This is a genomic window from Streptomyces sp. NPDC001606, assembly GCF_053596835.1.
Genome location: NZ_JBSFHC010000001.1, coordinates 39,429 through 57,011, shown reverse-complemented (window position 1 = coordinate 57,011; position 17,583 = coordinate 39,429). Strand labels below are relative to the sequence as shown.

The 17,583-nt window shown below is 71.5% G+C and carries 16 protein-coding genes and 1 riboswitch; of the genes, 9 read left to right on the top strand and 7 right to left on the bottom strand.

What is annotated here, in order from left to right:
* Window positions 1–103 precede the first annotated feature (103 nt).
* Both ACWCV9_RS00290 and ACWCV9_RS00285 read right to left on the bottom strand, forming a co-directional pair.
* Entirely contained in the window at window positions 104–646 is a 543-nt protein-coding gene (locus ACWCV9_RS00290) for a peptidase inhibitor family I36 protein (protein ID WP_450783324.1), read from the bottom strand.
* Between the two features lie 122 nt (window positions 647–768).
* Window positions 769–1,140 carry a DUF6207 family protein gene (locus tag ACWCV9_RS00285; protein WP_450783322.1) on the bottom strand — a complete coding sequence of 124 codons (372 nt, stop codon included), beginning with the start codon at window positions 1,138–1,140 and terminating at the stop codon, window positions 769–771.
* 109 nt (window positions 1,141–1,249) lie between these two features.
* Between ACWCV9_RS00285 and ACWCV9_RS00280 the strand changes: the two genes are divergently transcribed.
* The gene (locus ACWCV9_RS00280) at window positions 1,250–2,461 is read left to right on the top strand and encodes a PP2C family protein-serine/threonine phosphatase (RefSeq protein ID WP_450784206.1); all 1,212 of its coding nucleotides are present in this window, start codon (window positions 1,250–1,252) and stop codon (window positions 2,459–2,461) included.
* 87 nt (window positions 2,462–2,548) lie between these two features.
* A complete protein-coding gene (locus ACWCV9_RS00275; protein WP_450783321.1) occupies window positions 2,549–3,613 on the top strand; it encodes a sodium:calcium antiporter in 1,065 nt (354 codons plus the stop codon).
* Between the two features lie 311 nt (window positions 3,614–3,924).
* On the opposite strand, the gene ACWCV9_RS00270 is transcribed toward ACWCV9_RS00275, so the two are convergent.
* A complete protein-coding gene (locus ACWCV9_RS00270) occupies window positions 3,925–5,322 on the bottom strand; it encodes an alkyl sulfatase dimerization domain-containing protein (protein ID WP_450783320.1) in 1,398 nt (465 codons plus the stop codon).
* A gap of 149 nt (window positions 5,323–5,471) precedes the next feature.
* On the opposite strand from ACWCV9_RS00270, the gene ACWCV9_RS00265 reads away from it, so the two are divergent.
* Window positions 5,472–6,674: a PucR family transcriptional regulator gene (locus ACWCV9_RS00265; protein WP_450783318.1), complete on the top strand. Its 1,203-nt coding sequence runs from the start codon at window positions 5,472–5,474 to the stop codon at window positions 6,672–6,674.
* A gap of 59 nt (window positions 6,675–6,733) precedes the next feature.
* Here ACWCV9_RS00265 and ACWCV9_RS00260 read toward each other — a convergent pair whose 3' ends face one another.
* From ACWCV9_RS00260 to ACWCV9_RS00245, 4 genes are all read right to left on the bottom strand, one after another.
* Complete coding sequence (locus ACWCV9_RS00260; RefSeq protein WP_450783316.1) at window positions 6,734–7,867, bottom strand: FUSC family protein; 1,134 nt, start codon at window positions 7,865–7,867, stop codon at window positions 6,734–6,736.
* A 408-nt stretch (window positions 7,868–8,275) separates the two neighbouring features.
* On the bottom strand, window positions 8,276–8,836 hold the full coding sequence (locus ACWCV9_RS00255) for an HdeD family acid-resistance protein (RefSeq protein ID WP_450783314.1): 561 nt from the start codon (window positions 8,834–8,836) through the stop codon (window positions 8,276–8,278).
* A 334-nt stretch (window positions 8,837–9,170) separates the two neighbouring features.
* Entirely contained in the window at window positions 9,171–9,995 is an 825-nt protein-coding gene (locus ACWCV9_RS00250; RefSeq protein ID WP_450783313.1) for a DUF1684 domain-containing protein, read from the bottom strand.
* 137 nt (window positions 9,996–10,132) lie between these two features.
* A complete protein-coding gene (locus tag ACWCV9_RS00245; protein WP_450783312.1) occupies window positions 10,133–11,056 on the bottom strand; it encodes an LLM class F420-dependent oxidoreductase in 924 nt (307 codons plus the stop codon).
* A 1,061-nt stretch (window positions 11,057–12,117) separates the two neighbouring features.
* Between ACWCV9_RS00245 and ACWCV9_RS00240 the strand changes: the two genes are divergently transcribed.
* The 6 genes from ACWCV9_RS00240 (at window position 12,118) to ACWCV9_RS00215 (ending at window position 17,107) form a co-directional block, all read left to right on the top strand.
* Window positions 12,118–13,014, top strand: a complete 897-nt coding sequence (locus ACWCV9_RS00240) for a TauD/TfdA dioxygenase family protein (protein WP_450783311.1) — start codon at window positions 12,118–12,120, stop codon at window positions 13,012–13,014.
* Complete coding sequence (locus ACWCV9_RS00235) at window positions 13,011–13,904, top strand: ABC transporter permease (RefSeq protein ID WP_450783310.1); 894 nt, start codon at window positions 13,011–13,013, stop codon at window positions 13,902–13,904. The genes ACWCV9_RS00240 and ACWCV9_RS00235 overlap by 4 nt, the downstream gene beginning before the upstream one ends.
* Window positions 13,901–14,632, top strand: coding sequence for an ABC transporter ATP-binding protein (locus ACWCV9_RS00230; RefSeq protein WP_450783309.1), 732 nt, complete (start codon window positions 13,901–13,903; stop codon window positions 14,630–14,632). Before ACWCV9_RS00235 ends, ACWCV9_RS00230 begins: the two co-directional genes overlap by 4 nt.
* A gap of 42 nt (window positions 14,633–14,674) precedes the next feature.
* Window positions 14,675–15,733 carry an aliphatic sulfonate ABC transporter substrate-binding protein gene (locus ACWCV9_RS00225; RefSeq protein ID WP_450783308.1) on the top strand — a complete coding sequence of 353 codons (1,059 nt, stop codon included), beginning with the start codon at window positions 14,675–14,677 and terminating at the stop codon, window positions 15,731–15,733.
* Window positions 15,734–15,909: 176 nt separating this feature from the next.
* Window positions 15,910–16,020, top strand: coding sequence for a putative leader peptide (locus ACWCV9_RS00220; protein WP_385846909.1), 111 nt, complete (start codon window positions 15,910–15,912; stop codon window positions 16,018–16,020).
* Between the two features lie 223 nt (window positions 16,021–16,243).
* Window positions 16,244–17,107: a glutathione S-transferase family protein gene (locus ACWCV9_RS00215; protein WP_450783307.1), complete on the top strand. Its 864-nt coding sequence runs from the start codon at window positions 16,244–16,246 to the stop codon at window positions 17,105–17,107.
* A 65-nt stretch (window positions 17,108–17,172) separates the two neighbouring features.
* A riboswitch (SAM riboswitch) is annotated at window positions 17,173–17,281 on the top strand.
* The last annotated feature ends 302 nt before the right edge of the window (window positions 17,282–17,583 follow it).

Here is a 17,583-nt window from a genome sequence, read left to right as displayed (position 1 = left end):
TGCTCGGTCGACGTGCTGTCCGAGCCGAGCAGGTTGGTGTGCCCGGCCAGGGCTTCCGGGGCGGCCTACCGGGGTCTGTCCTGGCGTTGCGGTCGGACGTCGGTCAGCAGGACGTCGTCCATTCGCTGGACGCTCCCCGACCGGCAGCCACGCTGTTGTTGGAGACTTCCTGGCCGGGCCCGAGGCAGAGAGTGACCTCGCCTGTGTAGTCGCGCCCGCTGTAGACCTTCACGTGGTCCTTGACTCCGGGGCTGGACTGGCCGTGGTTGGCCCAGGAGGCGTCCTTCTTCGACATGGCGTTTTCCCACTCTTCATCGTCGCCGCTGAAGACGAACCGTTGGCCGGTGAAGTTCGGTCCGGTCCACACGCAGAAGTACCCGTCGGGGCAGGCGGCGGCTGAGGTGGCTGAGGCGGGGGCAGGGGCAGTAGCCAGAGCTCCGGCGGCAAGCAGCGCAGCGGCCAGAACAGCGGTAGGACGCTTCACAGGAAAGACCCTTCGGTCGGTGTCGAGATGAAGAGGAAGGGCTGCGGCGACGGCGCGCTCGTGCAGCCGCCGCTCGGTGACCCGCCCGCCACCTCGGCGCGGACGACTGCCAGCGAGCGGACGGATGCCCAGCCTTTCGTTGATTACTACGGCATCGTCCACCGGCTCCCCACCGATCATCAGCGTGTCGCCCTGGGCAGTGACCGGAACGAGTGTCGGACCTACACAGAGGGCTGACGATCTCACCCAGTGACTCCCAGGCTCACCCGACCCGGGGGTTCGAATCAGGGCTTCACCGGCGTGCTGACTGCGGCCCTGCTCCTACCGTCCCTTTCACCAGTGTCGGGCTGTTCGAGGGGTGGTGTGGGCGTGCGGAGGAGCAAGGCCTGATGGGAGGCGCTGCGGGTTCTGCGCGACGCTGAGGTAAGTGCGCAGCTTGCTCCCGCTGTTCCCGGCGCACGCTGCGGTGGCCGGGGGAGGGGCCCGAAAGCCGGGGACGGTCCGGGCGGCTGCGGGTCGGGCTCCTGGCGCAGGTCCAGGAAGCAGCGCAGCCACACGCCAGGCTGGCCGGGCTCCCGGGTCGTGCGGTCCGCATGGACCGATCCGCGCCCAGTCCGGCCCCCGCGCCAGCGGCCCCGCCTGGTGGAGTGCGGCACACGACGTCGTACCCGGTCACGGCGGGTCGGCAGGAGCCTGCGGGTGGATGGTCGGCATCCCGGGCCGGTCTGCCGGGAATTCGGGATGGTGGACTGGGAGGTGGCTGTGCTGGATGGCGAGGGGTTGGGCCTGGATGAGGTGCTGCGGGCGGCCGAGGATGGCGCGCCGGTGGAGTCGGTCGACGTCGTGGCCCGCAACCTGGAGAAGAGGTTCTCGGCGAACGAGGTGTCGTTCTGGCTCGTGGACATGATCGGGCAGGACGCCGTACGGCTGCCCAGAGCGGGTACGGCCGCGCAGGCGCGGGGCACGGCGGAGAGACTCAGGCTCGTGGGCAGCGTCTACGACCGGGTGCTGCGCTCCCAGCGCCTGCACCAGGAGCGGGACGAAGAGGGCGGCTGTCGGCTGGTGGCCCCGGTGACCAACCGCGGCGACTGTATCGGCGTCCTGGACATGGTCGTACCCGAAGCCGACGACGCGGTGCGGGAGGGGGTGACGCAGGCCGCACACGCGCTGGCGTACATCGTGGTCACCGACCGGCGCTTCACCGACCTCTACCACCGGGGCCGGCGCACCACCACGATGAGTCTGGCCGCGGAGATCCAGCACCAGCTGCTGCCGACGGCGTCCTGCTGCGAGGCCGCGCAATTCACCCTCGTGGGTGGTCTGGTACCGGCTGACGACATCGGCGGCGACACCTACGACTACGCCCTCGACCAAGACGCCCTCTACCTGTCGATCACCGACGCGATGGGCCACGACACCGCCTCCGCGCTGCTGGCCACACTGACCGTGAACGCCCTGCGCGGCGCCCGCCGCGCCGGGTACGGCCTTCTCGACCAAGCCCATGCCGCCCACCAGGCGATCACCAGCCACGGCCACGGCATGACCACCGGCCAACTGCTGCGCATCCAGCTGGAAACCGGCACCTGCGAACTGGTCAACGCCGGCCACCCCTGGCCGCTGCGCCTGCGCGGCAACGACGTGGAGGAGCTGACCCTCACAGTGAACATGCCGTTCGGCGTGCCCGCCCCGGTCACCTACCAGATTCAGCGGCTGCGTCTGGAGCCCGGCGACCGCCTGGTCCTGATCACCGACGGCATGCGGGAACGCGCAGCCGCAAGCGTCGACCTTTCCGCCCTGATCCACGCCACCCGCGACGAACACCCCCGCGAAGTGGTGCGAACCCTGACGGGGGCGGTCCATGAAGCCTGCGCAGGATCTCTGCCTGACGATGCCACCACGATGGTCCTCGACTGGCACGGCAGCCGTACCGGACAGCGCCACACCAGCGGCGGCTCCAACACCAGAGGGAACCTGTGAACCAAGGGCTGCCATGGGACTCTTCCGCGTGGCCACGGGGCGCGCCGAAGATCGATACTTCCCCTCGCCTCGGGTACCCGGCGACTCATGGGATCTCTGAGCTCACCTGTACTGCTGGTGCTGTTCTTGGCCAGCGCGGCCGTGATCTGGTACGCCGGGATCAAGCTGTCCGACAACACCGACGTGCTCTCCGAACGCCTCCACCTCGGCAGCGCGTTGGGCGGCTTGATCCTTCTGGCGATCGCCACGAACCTGCCCGAGCTCGCCATCACGGCCAGCGCGGCCGTGGCCGGTCAGCTCGGCGTGGCGGTGGGCAACATCCTGGGCGGAATAGCCGTCCAGACGGTGGTGCTGGTGGTCCTGGACGCAGCAGGGGTACGGCCGCGTGCCCCGCTGACCCGTATGGCCGCCAGCCTGGTCCTGGTCCTGGAGGGGGCGCTGGTCATCGCCGTGCTCGGCGTGGTGGTCATGGGCACGCAGTTGCCCGGTGGCCTGGCCTTCGCCCGGCTCAGCCCGGCAGACGTGAGCATCGCCGTGTTCTGGGTCGTCGGTCTGCTGCTGCTGAACCGGGCCGGCAAGGGGCTGGCGTGGCGCGAGGGCGGGGACGCGCCCGGCGCCCAGCCGGAGCCGCGGGGTCATTCCAAGGGCAAGAAGGAGAAGGCCGCCACCGGCAAGGGGGTCGGCACCGGGCGAGCGGTGCTGGTCTTCACCGCCGCCGCGGTGGCGACGCTGGTAGCCGGTGTGGTGATCGAGCGAAGCGGTGAGGAGTTCTTCGCCCGGCAGGGCCTGGGCGGCGTCCTCTTCGGTGCCACGGTGCTGGCCACCGCGACCTCCCTGCCGGAGATCAGCACCGGGCTGACCTCGACCAAGCTGGGCGACTACCAGCTCGCCATCAGCGACATCTTCGGCGGCAACGCCTTCCTTCCGGTGCTGTTCCTGCTCGCCACCGTGATCTCCGGCAAGCCGGTGCTTCCCGCGGCGCATCACACCGACATCTACCTCACCGCGCTCGGCATCATCCTGACCACCGTCTACATCGCCGGGCTGATCTTCCGGCCACGGCGGCAGTATCTGCGGATGGGTGTCGACAGCATCGCCGTCCTGGTCCTGTACGCCGTCGGCATCGCCGGCCTGACCACCATCGGTGGCTGACCAGGCCGTGGCCGGTCGGGGACACCCTCGCGCTGTGATGGCCATGGCGGCAGGGCGTGGTGGAGTCAGCCGTTCCGACAGCACTGCCGGATTGGTGGGGGCCGCGTCCACGACGGCCCCCAGGATCGGCGGTGCCAGGACACCGCCGGGGCGACGACGCACCGACCCCTGACTCCTGCCGGGAGATGCCGAACTCACGCATGGCCATCGGGCCGCCGAGCCCGAGGACCGCTTTGTCCGCGAAGTTGACCAGCATGAAGAGGAGCAGTAGCCAAGTCGCCCGCCCAGGCAGCCTTTTGCCGTCGCCCCCGTCAGCAGCACGCGTCCGTGGGGCCGCTACCGGCCGGAGCGGCGACCACACCCACGCTGATCGCCCCCGCGGCCCGGGCCCGGCCTCCGGCCGAGCGCGTCAGTTCGGTGGCCACGTCCGTCCCCTCGACGACCGCCGCCGACTCCGCCGCCGCCCAGTGGAACACCCCCCGCGCCATCGTCGATGTCTCCCGCTCGGCCCGGGCCGCGTACACCTGTGCCCGGATCCCGGCCACCACGGTGTTCCCAGGAGCCGCGAGGGCGGCCGTCTCCGCCAGGTGCGACGCGAGCCGCAGCTTTCCCTCCGCCAGGAGGCGCACCGCGCGCTCCGCCAGGACGAGCGCTCCGCCGGCCGCGTCCGCGAGCTCCGCGGCGACCGCAGCCTCCGGCGCCGGCTTGAGGCTCGCCGGGTTCTGGTCGTACCAGCCGCCCCACAGCCGCCACAGGTTCCGCACGACGAACTCCGGCTCGTCGTAGGCAGGGTGCAGGTACGGCTTCGCCAGCAACTCCTCGGGCGCCTTCACCCCGTGGATGACGGCGTCCAGGCGCAGACCCGCGTTCATCAGCTCGCGGGTCTGCGCGCACAACGACTCCAGCAGGCGTGCGGTGTCGTCCAGGGCCTGCGCGACCCGGTCCGCTCCCACGATGGGGATGCCGTGTCCCGGCAGCAGCACCTCGGCGCCCAGCGCGCCCATGGCCCGCAGGGCCCGAGCCCACTCCTCCGGGTAGCGCTGCACCTTCTGCGGATTGCCGGCGTTGGGCGAGTTCCATATGAAGAGGTCACCCGTGCAGAGCGTGCGGAGTTCCGGCACCCACACATAGGTGTGGTCGTCCGTCTCCCCGCGAGCGTGGAGCAGCTCGAAGGTCATGTCACCGTGCCGCACCGTCATCCGGTCGCGGTAGGTCGTGTCGGGATACCGGTACGCAGTCGGCCACTCCAGGCCGGGGACGCCGAACTGGCGCCGGTTGATCCAGGAGTTGTAGCCGGCGGTCGCCGCATAGCGGTCGAAGCGGTCGGCGACGCCCTCGTGGGCGATCACCTCCGGGCGTATCCGCTCGGCATCGAAAGGGGTGACCCCGAAGACGTGATCGATGTGGCCGTGTGTGTAGACCACGGCCCGCACCGGGTCGGGGCTGAAGGCCCGTACCGCAGTGTGCAGTTGTGTCGCGGTCCGGACGTCGCCGGAGTCGACCAGGACGAGCCCCGCTCCGGTGTCGAACACGGCCACGTTCGCGAAGGCCGGGAAGAAGCCGGTGCGTTCGCCGATCGCGATCAGCTGGTCCGAGGTGAACGTGCCGGTCAGGTGGGGCAGCAGGGTCTCCTCCCCCCGCCACACACGGTCGGCGTAGGACAGGTAGTCCATCGACTCGGGACCGCCGGTCGCCCTGTGCTCGGTCATACCAGCTGCTCCTTCGGTGAGGTGTGGCGCCATGCCAGGACGACAAGTTTCGGCTGCCCATGTCGGCCGCGGCACCCCTTCGCGTCACAGCCCCGAGCGGTGAGTACTGTGACCCGTCACACCCTCGCGACGTCCCGGGAGGAGCGACCGTGCACGAGGTGTCCGAGGCGGCCCGGGCCCTCGCCCTGCGCTGCGAGCCCAGGGTCAACGACCTCGCCCGCCGGATGACCCGTGACTCCTTCGAAAGGCTCCCCGGGTACGCGGAACTGCCCGCCGAGATGAAGGACCTGGAGATCGCGGCGACCATACGGCACGGGGTCCGGCTCTTCCTGCGGCGCGTCCTGGAGCCGGACACGGCGGCGACCCGCGGCGACCACGGGCTCTTCCTCGAGCGCGCGGCTCAGCGCGCCGAGGAGGGCATGCCGCTCCACCTGCTTCTGCGCAGCCACGCGCTCGGCGTGTACGTGCTGTGGCAGGCACTGCGGGAAGCGGCGGGCCCCGGGGACGAGGCCGCCCTCGTGGAACTCACCGACGTCCTGCTCGGCTCCCACCACAGCCTCGTGGGCGCCGTCGCCGAGACATATCTCGACGAGCGCTCCGCGATCGACGCCGAGCGGCACGCACACCGCCGCTCGCTGGTGCGCGGCCTCCTCGACGGGACGCTGCCTCCCAGCCACGTCCTGATCGAACAGCTCGGCCTCGACGGCCCGTGCCTCGTCCTCGCGGTCGGTGGGATCACCGCGCCCACGGCGAGGCCGGTCGAGGGCGCCGTCGCCGTCCGCCGCCGGCTGCGCCGCCTCCAGACTGTGCTCGACCAGGCCTTCGGGCGCGAGGTGCCCGCCCTCCTCGACGCCGGGGCGGACAGCGGCCGTGCGATCGTACCGGGGGCGGGGGAGCTGCCGGAGGATCTGGTCCGGCGGCTGGCCAGGGCGGCGGGCGGCCCGGTGCGACTCGCCGTCGCACCGGCCCCGACCCCCGTCGACGTGCCCGGCGCGGCCCGCACCGCCGGGGAGATCCTGCGCGTGGCGCGGGCCTGCGGCCTGCCTCCGGGACTGCACTGGCTGGACGACGTGCTCCTGGAGTACCACTTGTCCCGGCCCGGCGAGAGCGGCCGCCGGATCGCCGCGCTCCTCGACCCGGTCGCAGACCGCCCCGAACTGCTGGAGACCCTCCGCGTCCACCTGGCTCACGGCCAGGACCGCCGGGCCACGGCCGTCGCCCTCGGGCTGCACCCCAACACGGTCGACAACCGCCTCGCCAGGACGACGGAGCGCACCGGCATCGACCTCACCACCCCGAAGGGGACGGCCACCGCCATCGCCGCGCTGCTGCTGCGGGAGACCGGTCTCTGAGGCCTCGGTGGCAGAGACACAGGCGTGGCGACGCCGGTTCGGTGCCGCGCCGGCCGGGGTCACGACGGTGAGGTGACGAGCTGGTCGGCGAGGCGGTGGGCCTGGGACAGCAGGGCGCCGTAGGTGGCGACTTCGTCGGGGTCGTTCGGTCCGGAGTGGGTCACGTGGCGGCGCAGCGCGTCGAGCGTCGTGTGCAGCTCGGCGACCGCCTCACGCAGCTCGTGGTCGCTTCGATGGCCGAAGCGGCAGTGGCTGTAGAGGTGGAGGGCGTGAGCGGTCCGGCGCAGGAAGTCGGCGTAGTGGCGGGCGAGGGTGGGGCGGGGCCGGGCGGCGGGGCGGTCTTCGGCGGTGGCCTCCAGCACGGTACGGGTGACACCGGCGGTGTGGACCGCGGCGTATTCCAGGACGAGCACCACGTCGCCGTAGTCCTCGCCGGGAGCGGACTTGACACCGATGCGGCGGCGGAGATTGATGCGCTGGCTCTCCCGGCTGTGGCCAAGGGTGGTACGGGCCTGTTCGACCAGGCGTTGCAGCCGCAGGGCGCGCTCGTGCCAGGTGCCGGCCTCGTCGGCGTTCCACCGTTGCTCGGCCAGGCCTTCGGCCACCGCCTGAAGGATGTCGTGTGCCTCGCGGGTGGCGTCCTGCAACGCGGCCCGGACGTCCCCCAGGTAGAGCGGGGGACGGATCAGCGCGTTGACGGTGATGCCGACGACGGCACCGAAGGCGGACTCGGTGATGCGGGCGGTGGAGGTGGCGATGCTGACGGAACCGCCGGTGAGCACGAACAGAGCGCCGGTGGCCGCGTAGATTCCCTGGCTGCCAAGGCGCTGCCACTGGCCCAGCAGCACCACCGTGGGCAGTACCAGGGCCATCGTCAGCATGGTGTTGTGCAGCAGCAGCGCGGTCGCGGTGGCCACGATGGTGCCCGTGGCGATCGCTGCCAGCTGCTGGAGCCCATGCGCGACGGACCGGAAGACGGTCGACTCCACCAGCGCGACCGCCACCCACGGTGCGACGAAGGCCATGGGGGCCTTGAGCCACCAGCCTGCCAGCGCCCAGGCGATCCAGGCGGCCAGCGCCGCCTTTCCCGCCTGCACGGCCAGGTCCCGCTCGCGGCACGGCCCCGCGCACGCCCGCCTCACCGCCTGCCCCGGGCGCCGCACCCCGTGCACTGCTGCTCGTATCACCTGCATGCCAGTGCAGGTGCCACCGGTCGGGGGTGCCTATGCCGATGCGGGTCGGATCAGGAGGGCCGCCGGGGCGTCGGGCGGCTTCGTCGCAGCCGGCCGTTGCGACAAAACGCCCGCTGCCGACCTCGCGCTTGAGCGAGTGGATCCGCTCGGTCATGTCGGCCCGTGCGGACGAGAAGACGCACCGCCCCGGCTCCGTCAGAGCGGTGCGTACCTGGGCTACGGCCTCCGCGTAGGCCTCGACGATCACATCGGTGACCGTGTGGCCGTCGAAGGCTGTGTTCAAACGATCAGCGCCTGCGAACTGGGTACGTCACGGAGCTGGCCTTCAGTCCGGGCGCATCGCCACGCCTTGAGACGGTCGGGCCCCCTGCTTCTTCGCGGGCCCGACCGCAGCGGGCGCGTGGATCGCTAGGCGTGCCGGGCGTGGCGGGCCGTATGCGCTGGGGCGGTGCTGGCGTGCAGCCGCCAGGCCGTACCCAGTACCAGCGCGCCGGAGATCAGCGCGTAGAGCCCGATGATCTGTGCGACGGTGATCGCGCCCACGTCCGGCCGGGCCCAGATCAGCACCCCGGCGATCACGGAGGCGGCACCGGCCAGGAACAGCAACCACTCATGGTGCAGCTCCCGGCGGAAGTGCACCGCTGCCCAGATCTCGGCGATGCCGGTGATCACGGCCCAGGCGCCGACGAGGGCGACCAGGGCCAGCGCGGTCAGTCCGGGCCAGGCGATAGTGATCAGGCCGGCCGCGATGCTCAGGACACCGCCGACCGCATGCGCCAGGCGGTGTAGTTTGTCCCCTTCCCTGCGGAAGGCGCTCACCAGCAGCGCCACGCCGTCGACGAGCGCGTAGGCGCCGAACAGCAGCGCCAGCGCCAGCACCGTCACCCCCGGCCACACCAGTGCGGCGATCCCGAACAACAAGGCCGCCGCACCCCGCAGTACCAGCATCCACATCAGCTGCTGACGCACTCGCTCATCCCTTCGCTCGGTCGAACCGTTCCGTCACGCGTACCCCGACTTCCGGCCCCTACCGGCGAGGGTCGAGGCCGCGGGAGGCGCGGGTACCCGGCGCGGCGCGCAGCGTTCGTGCCGATCGACGGGGCGTGACCGAAGGCCTGGACGCCCGCCGGCCCGCGGCACCCTCCGGACCGGTGCTCCGTTCAGGCCGAGCGGCACGACGCTGCGGCCGGGAGCCACTGTGCAGACGGGGGCAGAGGCAGACGGGTCTGGAGACGGACGGAGATCGGGCGCGACGGGTACGGCGACGGCGGATGCCCTGACGCGACCGGTGACCGGGCCGGGCTCAGGAACCGCCGCGCTCCCGGGGGATCTTCTGCCCGGCCTCGATCGCCACCGGCAGCCGGTTCTCGGCCGGGGGCAGCGGGCAGGTGGCCAGGTCGGTGTAGGCGCACGGCAGGTTCGAGGCCCGGTTGAAGTCCAGGACGACCGTGCCGTCGGCGGCGGGCGGTTCGACGGTCAGGGCCCGGTTGGCCGCGTACGTGGTGACGCCGGAGGTCGCGTCGGTGAACAGCACCAGGAGCCGGCCCTCACCGGAGCCCGGGAACGCCGTCAGCGACAACTGGTGCCCGTCCAGCTCGAACTCGATCCTGCCCGGGGCGTCGTAGACGTGCTCCAGGCCCTCGACCGCAGCGCCCACGGTGGTCGGCCGCGGTGTGTCGAAGGGGATGTAGCGGCCGGTGACAGCCCAGCGAGGGTCGGGGGCATAGGCGGGGGTTCCGGTGAAGCCTGTGCGCAGCGGTGCGTCGGGGTGCCGGGGGCGCACGATGTCCTGTCCGCCGCGCCGCGCGACCTCGATCACGGCGTCTCCCCAGACGGCGTTGACACCGCCGCGCTCGGGGATCACCCCGAAGTGGTGCAAGCCGTGCACCGGGGTTCCGTCGACGACCAGTTCCTCGCCGTCGTCCAGGGCTACGACGACCCCCTCGGGGCCGGTGTGCCAGGCGCCGGGCGCGTCGGGGAACCGCTGCGGCCGGTCGTCGAGCCAGTGCAGGCCGGTGACCGCCAGGAACCCGTGCGGGTCGGCGAGGCGGGCCTCCTGGGCGCGGTACCACTCCAGCCATGTCTCGGTGAAGACATGGAGGTCCGTGGGGGTGGCCTCGGTGGTCATGGGTGGTCTCCTTCGTGTCGGGCTGTGCTTCGGTGCGGTGCAGGGGTGTCAGGCGCGTCGGGGTGCCTTCGCCAAGGCGGCTGTCGGGTTGGCCTTCGTTCGACGGGGTTGTCGGGTGCGGGGCCCGACGGGCCTGCTCAGCGGGCCAATTGGCCCAGGAGTCGCCAGGTGCGTCGGCGGTCCGCTTCTCCGGCGATCTCGGTGGACGAGAACACGACCTCCGTGGCGCCGGCGTCGCGATAGCGCCGTACCTCGGCCTCGACGGTCTTCTCGTCGCCGATCACCGCCAGGTCGGCGGCCCGCCGCCCGCCCGACAGCTCGATGGCGCGGGCGTAGGACGGGAACTGCTCGTAGAACGCGAGCTTCTCGGTGGCCGTGGCCCGCACGGCGTCCACGTCGTCCGTGACGACACCGGGCACCAGCGCCACGACCCGGGGCGCCGGGCGGCCCGCGGCCTCGGCGGCCGCGTGCAGGGCGGGCACGATGTGATCCGCCAGAGCGCGCGGGCCCGCCAGGTAGGGCAGGATCCCGTCCGCCAGCGCGCCGCTGACCCGCAGCGCCTGCGGCCCCATCGCGGCGACCAGCAGGGGCACACCGCCCTCCGCGCCCGGGACCCGTGCGGGGCTCGGAGTGGTGGCCGTCAGCAGCTCGCCGTGGAAGTCGGCCGTGCCGGTCTCGAGCAACTGCCGCAGGGCGGTGAGGAATTCGCGCAGTCGGGCGATGGGCCGTTCGAAGGGCAGGCCGAAGCTGGTCTCCGTCAGCAGCTTCGTGCCCAGGGCCAGCCCGAGGTGGTAACGGCCGTGGGTTGCGGCCTGGGCGGTCTGGGCCTGGCTGGAGACCAGCAGCGGGTGCCGGCCGAAGACGGGGATCGCCGAGGTGCCGACCTGTAGCCCGGGCACTTCGCGTCCGACAATGGCCGCGAGCTGGGGTGAGTCCGCGCCGAAGGTCTGCCCGAACCAGGCCGACGTGAGCCCGAACTCCGCTGCCCCCTTGGCGAGTTGGACGGTGGCGTCGATCTGGTTGGGCGCGTCGGCCGCGTTGAGCGCTACTCCAACAGTCATGTCAGTCCAGAACGGGCGCCGGACGCAGCCGCATTCCGGTCCGCGTGTGACAGCTTCGTGTCGACCATGTGTCGTGGTCCCGGGTGCCGAGGAGCGCGCGGTGCGGTAGACCCCGCGTCCCCGCGTTCGTGTGGCTCCGGGACGAGCAGGTCGACGATGCCGTCGGGGGAGTGGGCGGCGCGGCGCCGGGCCGCGGGATGGGTGCCGTCACCGTCGATCTCCACGGCGAGGTGCAGGGCAGGGCCGGACAACGGGGTTCCTTCCGGGGAACACACGAGGACTCGCGGCGACAGGGCCACGAGTGGGACGGCCGGCGGGACGGCCGGCAGGTGTCACAGGTGTCAGATGTGTACGGAAGGACAGACCGCGGAGGAGGTACGGCAGAAGTCGACATGCCGCCGGGTGATGAGCCGCGCACCGGTGCACGCACCGCGCGGTACCGCGCCCTGTACGTGCATCAAAGCCTCCGGATGTCGGGGATCTCCTTTTCAACGTACGTCGCCTGCCCCGGCGAGTGTCAAGGTCGGACGCGGCGGAGTCACCTCCGGCCAGGTCCGGCCGGGATGTGTGCGGCACCGCGTGTCCGCAATGCAAGACCGGTCCGGACAGGCATTGACCGACCAGGTGGGCTTCTGCTGAACTCCCCTGCCATGAACCCGCGCGTGGACCTCACCCGACGGCGCCACATCGATCTGGCGCACGTCTCCAGCGCGTTTTGTTGTCGCTGACCCGTCGAGTGGTCGCCGGCGGGGGCGGGGGCGGGGGCGCGTAGTCAGCGCGCTGCGGCCCGAGGCGGGTGAATCCGCCCCTCCCGCGCTGCCTTCCCACGGGACTGGCCCAGCCATCCGCTGGTAGCTCTTCGCGCCGTACGAGCGGGGAGCCCGCCCGCGTACGCCGGCTCGGTCGCCGGGACAGCGGCCGTAGCGGTCCCGCGACCACCCGCATCTTCCTGACCGGCCCGGACGACTCCGCGTGCCGGTCGATCAGCCCTGCGCACTGTCAGCGCTCACCCAGACGTCCGGCACACCGCGGTGTGCCCGTCCGACCGAGAGGGACCTCTCATGTCTGTGTCCATCCGCAAGCTCACCGGCCGTATCGGCGCAGTCGTCGAGGGCGTCGACCTCACGGCGTCGCCGGACTTCGCGACGATCACCACCCTCCGAGACGCCCTCAACGAGCACAAGGCGATCGTGTTCGACGACGTGCGCCTCGACAACGCCGGCCAGGAACGCGTGGCCGGCTGGTTCGGCGAGCTGACGACCGCTCATCCCAACGTGCCCGCCGCGGACGGCACGACCAACGTGCTCGCCGTCGACAGCGCGACCTCCAAGGCCAACGAATGGCACACGGACGTCACCTTCGTCGTCAACCCGCCGCAGCTCACCACACTGCGGTCCGTGGTGGTCCCGCCGTACGGCGGCGAGACGCTCATCGCCAACGCCGCCGCGGCGTACCGCGATCTGCCGGAGGCGCTGCGCACCCTGGCGGACTCGCTGCGCGTCGTGCACACCAACCAGTACGACTACGCGCGCCCCCCGTCCGCGACCGCCGAACAACAGGAGTACGACCGCGTCTTCGTCTCGACGCCGTACGAGGCGGAGCACCCGGTCGTACGGGTGCACCCCCTGACGGGCGAACGCGGCCTGTTCATCGGCGGGTTCGCCAAGCGGATCGTCGGCCTGCCGAGCGGCGAGTCGGCCGATCTGCTGCGCGTCCTCCAGTCGTACGTGACGCGGCCGGAGAACATCCTGCGCTGGAAGTGGTCCCCGAACCAGCTGCTGATCTTCGACAACCGCATCACCCAGCACTACGGCGTCGACAACTACGACGACCACCCGCGCCGCCTCAACCGGGTGACGGTCGCCGGTGAGGTGCCGACCGGTGTCGACGGGCGCCGCAGCGAGCAACTCGTCGGCGACTCCTCGCACTACAGCGGTGTGCTGGCGGTGGCGGCATGACCGAGCTGGGCCTGAAGGCGCCGGCCGCCGCCGAGCGCCCGGCCGCCGGGGCGACGAGCACGCGGTCACGGGAGGTGTTCCTGCCGCGCGGCGCCCGCCGCCGGACGCCACTCAGCAGACTGCGCGAGCGCCTGCGCTGGCCGCTGGGCATCTACACGACCCCGGTCGCGGTCCTCGTCGCCTGGGAGGTACTCGCCCGGGCCGGGGTGGTGTCGAAGACGTACGCTCCTGCGCCGACCTCGGTCGTGCGGTCGGCCGTCGACCTGTGGCAGCAGGGCGTCCTCGGACCCGACCTGGCCATCTCGCTCCAGCGGGCCGGTATCGGTCTCGCCATCGGCCTGACGGCGGGCATCGTCACCGGCGTGCTCGGCGGCCTGCTGCGCAGCGGCGAGTACCTGTTCAACGGGCTCGTGCAGGTGCTCAACACGATCCCCCTCCTCGCCGTGCTGCCGCTGATGATCGTGTGGTTCGGCATCGACGAACTCACCAAGGTGCTGCTGATCTCCTTCGGCGCCGGCGTGCCGATGTACCTCAACCTGTTCGCCGCCATCCGGGGCGTCGACCAGCGGCTGATCGAGATGGCGCGCACCACGGGAGCGGGCACCTGGCGCCTGGTGACACGCGTGCTGGTGCCCGGCGCCCTGCCGGGGTTCCTGGTCGGCCTGCGGTTCTCCCTCGCGTACAGCGTCCTGGGGCTCGTCGCGGCGGAGACGGTCAACGCCGACCAGGGACTCGGCTTCCTCATCACCCAGGGACAGACGTATCTACAGACCAACCAGGTCTTCGTGGGGCTGGTCATCTACTCGCTCCTCGGACTGCTCGCCGACCAGTTCGTGCGGGCTCTCGAGCGGGTGCTGCTGCGGTGGCGCCCCGGTTATGAGGCGTCATGAGCAGCACGGCCGCAACGGAGTTCCGCCGGCGGACCGGAGTCGTCGTCGAGCAGGTGGTCCGCCGCTTCGGCGACCGGACGGTACTCGACGGCCTCGATCTCACCATCGCCGACGGTGAGTTGGTGATCCTGCTCGGCCCCTCGGGCTGCGGCAAGAGCACCCTGCTGCGTCTGCTCGCCGGCCTCGACCGGCCCGACGGCGGGCGGGTGGAGGTCCCGGCCCGGCGCGCGATCGTCTTCCAGGCCGACCGGCTGCTGCCGTGGCAGCGGGTGCTGCGCAACGTCACGCTCGGCCTGCACGGGCCCGACGCCGAACAACGGGCCCGCGACGTGCTCGCCGAGGTCGGCCTCGCAGGCCGCGAGAAGGCGTGGCCGAAGGAACTCTCCGGCGGCGAGGCCGGGCGGGTCTCCCTCGCCCGGGCATTGGTCTCGGAGCCCGAACTCGTGCTGCTCGACGAACCGTTCGCGGCGCTCGACGCCATCACCAGGCTGCGCATGCACGACCTCGTCCGCGCGCTGCGCACCAGGCACCAGGCCGCCATGCTGCTCGTCACCCACGACGTCGACGAGGCCATCGCCCTGGCGGACCGCATCGTCGTCATGAGCAACGGCCGCATCGGCTCCTCGCACGAGGTCCAGCTCCCCGCCGCCGACCGCGAAGCGAGCGTCGCCCGCGAGGAACTCCGCGCCCGGCTCCTGGAAGACCTCGGCCTCGCCGGCCGCCACTGACCTCCGCGAACACCCTCACCCGGCACAGAAAGAACGACGACCATGCGCAGAACAACCACCGGACTCATCGGCGCCCTCGGCTCGCTCACCCTGGCGGGCACCCTCGTCGCCTGCGGATCGTCGTCGTCGGACACGGCCGCGCCACTGAGCAACGCCGCCGACGCAAGCGATGCCAAGCACCCCGAGTGGAGCAAGTACACCTTCACCATCGGCGACAACGGCGGGGACGGCAGCCAGGAACTGGCCAAGGTCACGGGCGTGTTCGACAACGCCCCCTACAAGGTGAAGTTCGCCCGCTTCACCTACGGCCCGCCGCTCATCCAGGCCGCCGCCTCCGGCGACATCGACCTCGGCAGCGTCGGTGACGTACCGCCGATCACCGGTGCCGCGAAGGAGTACGGCTTCAAGATCGTCGCCGTGAACCGCTCGCTCACGCCCGACCAGGCGGTCGAGAACATCATCGTGCCCAAGGGCTCCGAGCTGAGGACGGCCGCGGACCTCAAGGGCAAGAAGATCGCCGTCCCGCAGGGCAGTTCGGCCCACGGTCTGGCCCTCAACGCCCTGAAGAGCGTCGGCCTCACCCCCAAGGACGTGAAGCTGGTCTTCCTCGACCCGGCGGCCGGCGCGACCGCGTTCAACACCGGCAAGGTGGACGCCTGGTCGATCTGGAACCCGCAGTCCGCGATCGCGGTCAAGAACGGTGCCCGGATCCTGGTGAAGGGGCTCCCGCCGATCGACCAGACGAGCAGTTACTACGTCGCCAGTGACTCCTCCCTGAAGGACAAGGCCAAGCGCGCGGCCCTCACGGACGTCCTGAAGAGGCTGTCGCGGGAGTTCGCCTGGGGCGTCAAGAACCCGGAGAAGTACGCGCAGGCCCTGTCGAAGGAGCAGGGCATCCCGCTCGCCGACGCCAAGGCCTCCCTGGCCGCCTACTCGAACCGGGTCACCCCGGTGGAGCAGCCGGACATCGCACTGGAACAGCACCTCGCCGACGCCTTCCTGGACGCGGGCCAGATCACCAAGAAGGTCGACGTCGAATCGATCACCGACAACCTCCTCCCCGCCGGTTACGACAGTTCCAAGCTCAAGGTCACCTCATGAGCGCACCGGCGAGTGCCCATGCCTGACCCCCTCCCGGAGCGACCGGAACCGACCGGGTGGCCACGGCGGGCGAGCCGCCGTCCATCGGGATGTCCGCCATGCGGGACGGACCCCTTGACGTCCGTGGCCGGCGCATCGACACTCGGTAAGGAATCCTAGCGAACAGGTAGGGAAATATGAGGCGCCTTGCTCCGGTCACCGTCCGAGTGAGCCGTTCGCCTCTGCTGACTTCCCGACGTCACATCGACCTGCTCCGCGTCTGCAGCGCGCTCGGCCGCATGGGCTGACCTGCGCAGCTGCCACGCCGACGCCTTCCACGCAACGTCGTGCCGTTCGGCGTGCCCAGGTGAGCCCCGCTCAGGGTTCCGTCGTCGTATCCCCGTAGCCCCGGCGTGCCCGGCACCGAGTGCCGGGCACGCCCTCCGGGCGAAGGAGGGGGATCCGGCCACGGGGCCCAGCCCGATGTCGCATCCGCCGCGCGTACGTCCGCGCCCGCTTTCGGGGAGAGTCATGACCGTCACCACGCCGGCCGCCCACGTTTCCGTCCGGCCCGCGCCCGCCTTCCGCGGCCGCATCGGCAGGGACGCACGCAGCGGCCACTACCCGGTGCCAGGCCGCTACCGGCTCCATCTGTCGACCGCGTGTCCCGACGGCCTGCGCATCGCCGTCACCCACACCCTGCTCGGCCTGGACGACATCTGTCCGGTCACCTTCCTGCCCGCCGTCCCCGACTGTCCCGAGGGCGGCTACTCGGCCCTGCGTCCGCTGTACGAGGCGAGCGCGCACCGCTACTCCGGTCCGGCCGCGGCGCCGGTGCTCAGCGACGGCTGGTCCGGGCGGATCGTCAGCACCCACGACCGGGACATCATGCGCGACCTCGCCCACCGCTTCGACACCTGCGCCCCCTCGCTCTACCCGTGCGACGCGGAGTCGGAGATCGAGGCCGTGGAGCAGATGTGCAGGGAGGGCATCGAGGGAGCGGCGCAGCGGGCCGGAGCCGTGGGAGCGGACACGGCGGAACGTGACATGGCACTCGCCACGCTGCTGGAGACCCTCGGCGCCCTCGACCGCTGGCTGGTCGGCCGCACCTACCTGATCCGCGACGAAGTCGCCGCCGCCGACGTCGAGTTGTGGGTCGCCCTGGTCCGGCTCGACACCGTGCACCGGCACCATCTCGACGCCGCCGCGGTCCAGCGCATCGCCGGCCACCCGGCGCTGTGGTCCTACGCCCGCCGTGTGACCGCCCACCCCGCCTTCGGCGCCCACCTCGACCTCGACGGCATCGACCGACGCCACCACGCCCAGTGCCGCGGGCTGGAGGCCGCCGGATCGGCCGTCCAGATCCTCGACTGGGCGGCACACTCGGCCCGTTAGCCGTTCCACCTGGTGGACCGGCGTTGACATACGTTCGGGCCATTGTCTTAACTACGGCCCAGAACGGTCATGAGTGTCAGCGACAAGCCCTGGCTGGCTGACCGGCAACCCTCGCACCGCGGTGGGGTGCCCCAGGTGACGACCCGGCCGATGACACATCGGTAAGCGCGAGGCCCACAGGGCCGGAACAGTGACGGTGACACCATGTACGCAGCTCCCAGAACGGCCGCACGCCGTTCCCCGGGCTGCGTACGGACGTACACGAGCCTGCTCGTCGCCGACCGCGCCGTCGATCTGCTCCGCGTCAACAGCGCGCTGTGTACCGCACCGGGCCGTGCCCGCTGTCGGGGCTGACACCTCCCCACAGCCCCCGCACTCCCTGACCGACACCGCCCGCGCGGTGTGCCGTCGCCCTTCCCACTCCCGGTCTCCCGCCGACCCGTGCGTCCCCGCACACCGGCGTGCCGCCGGGGTGT

Bases quoted from the DNA above. Each gene is read 5' to 3' on its own strand.
- ACWCV9_RS00245 (WP_450783312.1), bottom strand. From the start codon at position 11,056: ATGACTGTTGGAGTAGCGCTCAACGCGGCCGACGCGCCCAACCAGATC.
- ACWCV9_RS00230 (WP_450783309.1), top strand. From the start codon at position 13,901: ATGAGCAGCACGGCCGCAACGGAGTTCCGCCGGCGGACCGGAGTCGTC.
- ACWCV9_RS00270 (WP_450783320.1), bottom strand. From the start codon at position 5,322: ATGACCGAGCACAGGGCGACCGGCGGTCCCGAGTCGATGGACTACCTG.
- ACWCV9_RS00250 (WP_450783313.1), bottom strand. From the start codon at position 9,995: ATGACCACCGAGGCCACCCCCACGGACCTCCATGTCTTCACCGAGACA.
- ACWCV9_RS00215 (WP_450783307.1), top strand. From the start codon at position 16,244: ATGACCGTCACCACGCCGGCCGCCCACGTTTCCGTCCGGCCCGCGCCC.
- ACWCV9_RS00235 (WP_450783310.1), top strand. From the start codon at position 13,011: ATGACCGAGCTGGGCCTGAAGGCGCCGGCCGCCGCCGAGCGCCCGGCC.
- ACWCV9_RS00260 (WP_450783316.1), bottom strand. From the start codon at position 7,867: ATGCAGGTGATACGAGCAGCAGTGCACGGGGTGCGGCGCCCGGGGCAG.
- ACWCV9_RS00275 (WP_450783321.1), top strand. From the start codon at position 2,549: ATGGGATCTCTGAGCTCACCTGTACTGCTGGTGCTGTTCTTGGCCAGC.
- ACWCV9_RS00240 (WP_450783311.1), top strand. From the start codon at position 12,118: ATGTCTGTGTCCATCCGCAAGCTCACCGGCCGTATCGGCGCAGTCGTC.
- ACWCV9_RS00225 (WP_450783308.1), top strand. From the start codon at position 14,675: ATGCGCAGAACAACCACCGGACTCATCGGCGCCCTCGGCTCGCTCACC.
- ACWCV9_RS00220 (WP_385846909.1), top strand. From the start codon at position 15,910: ATGAGGCGCCTTGCTCCGGTCACCGTCCGAGTGAGCCGTTCGCCTCTG.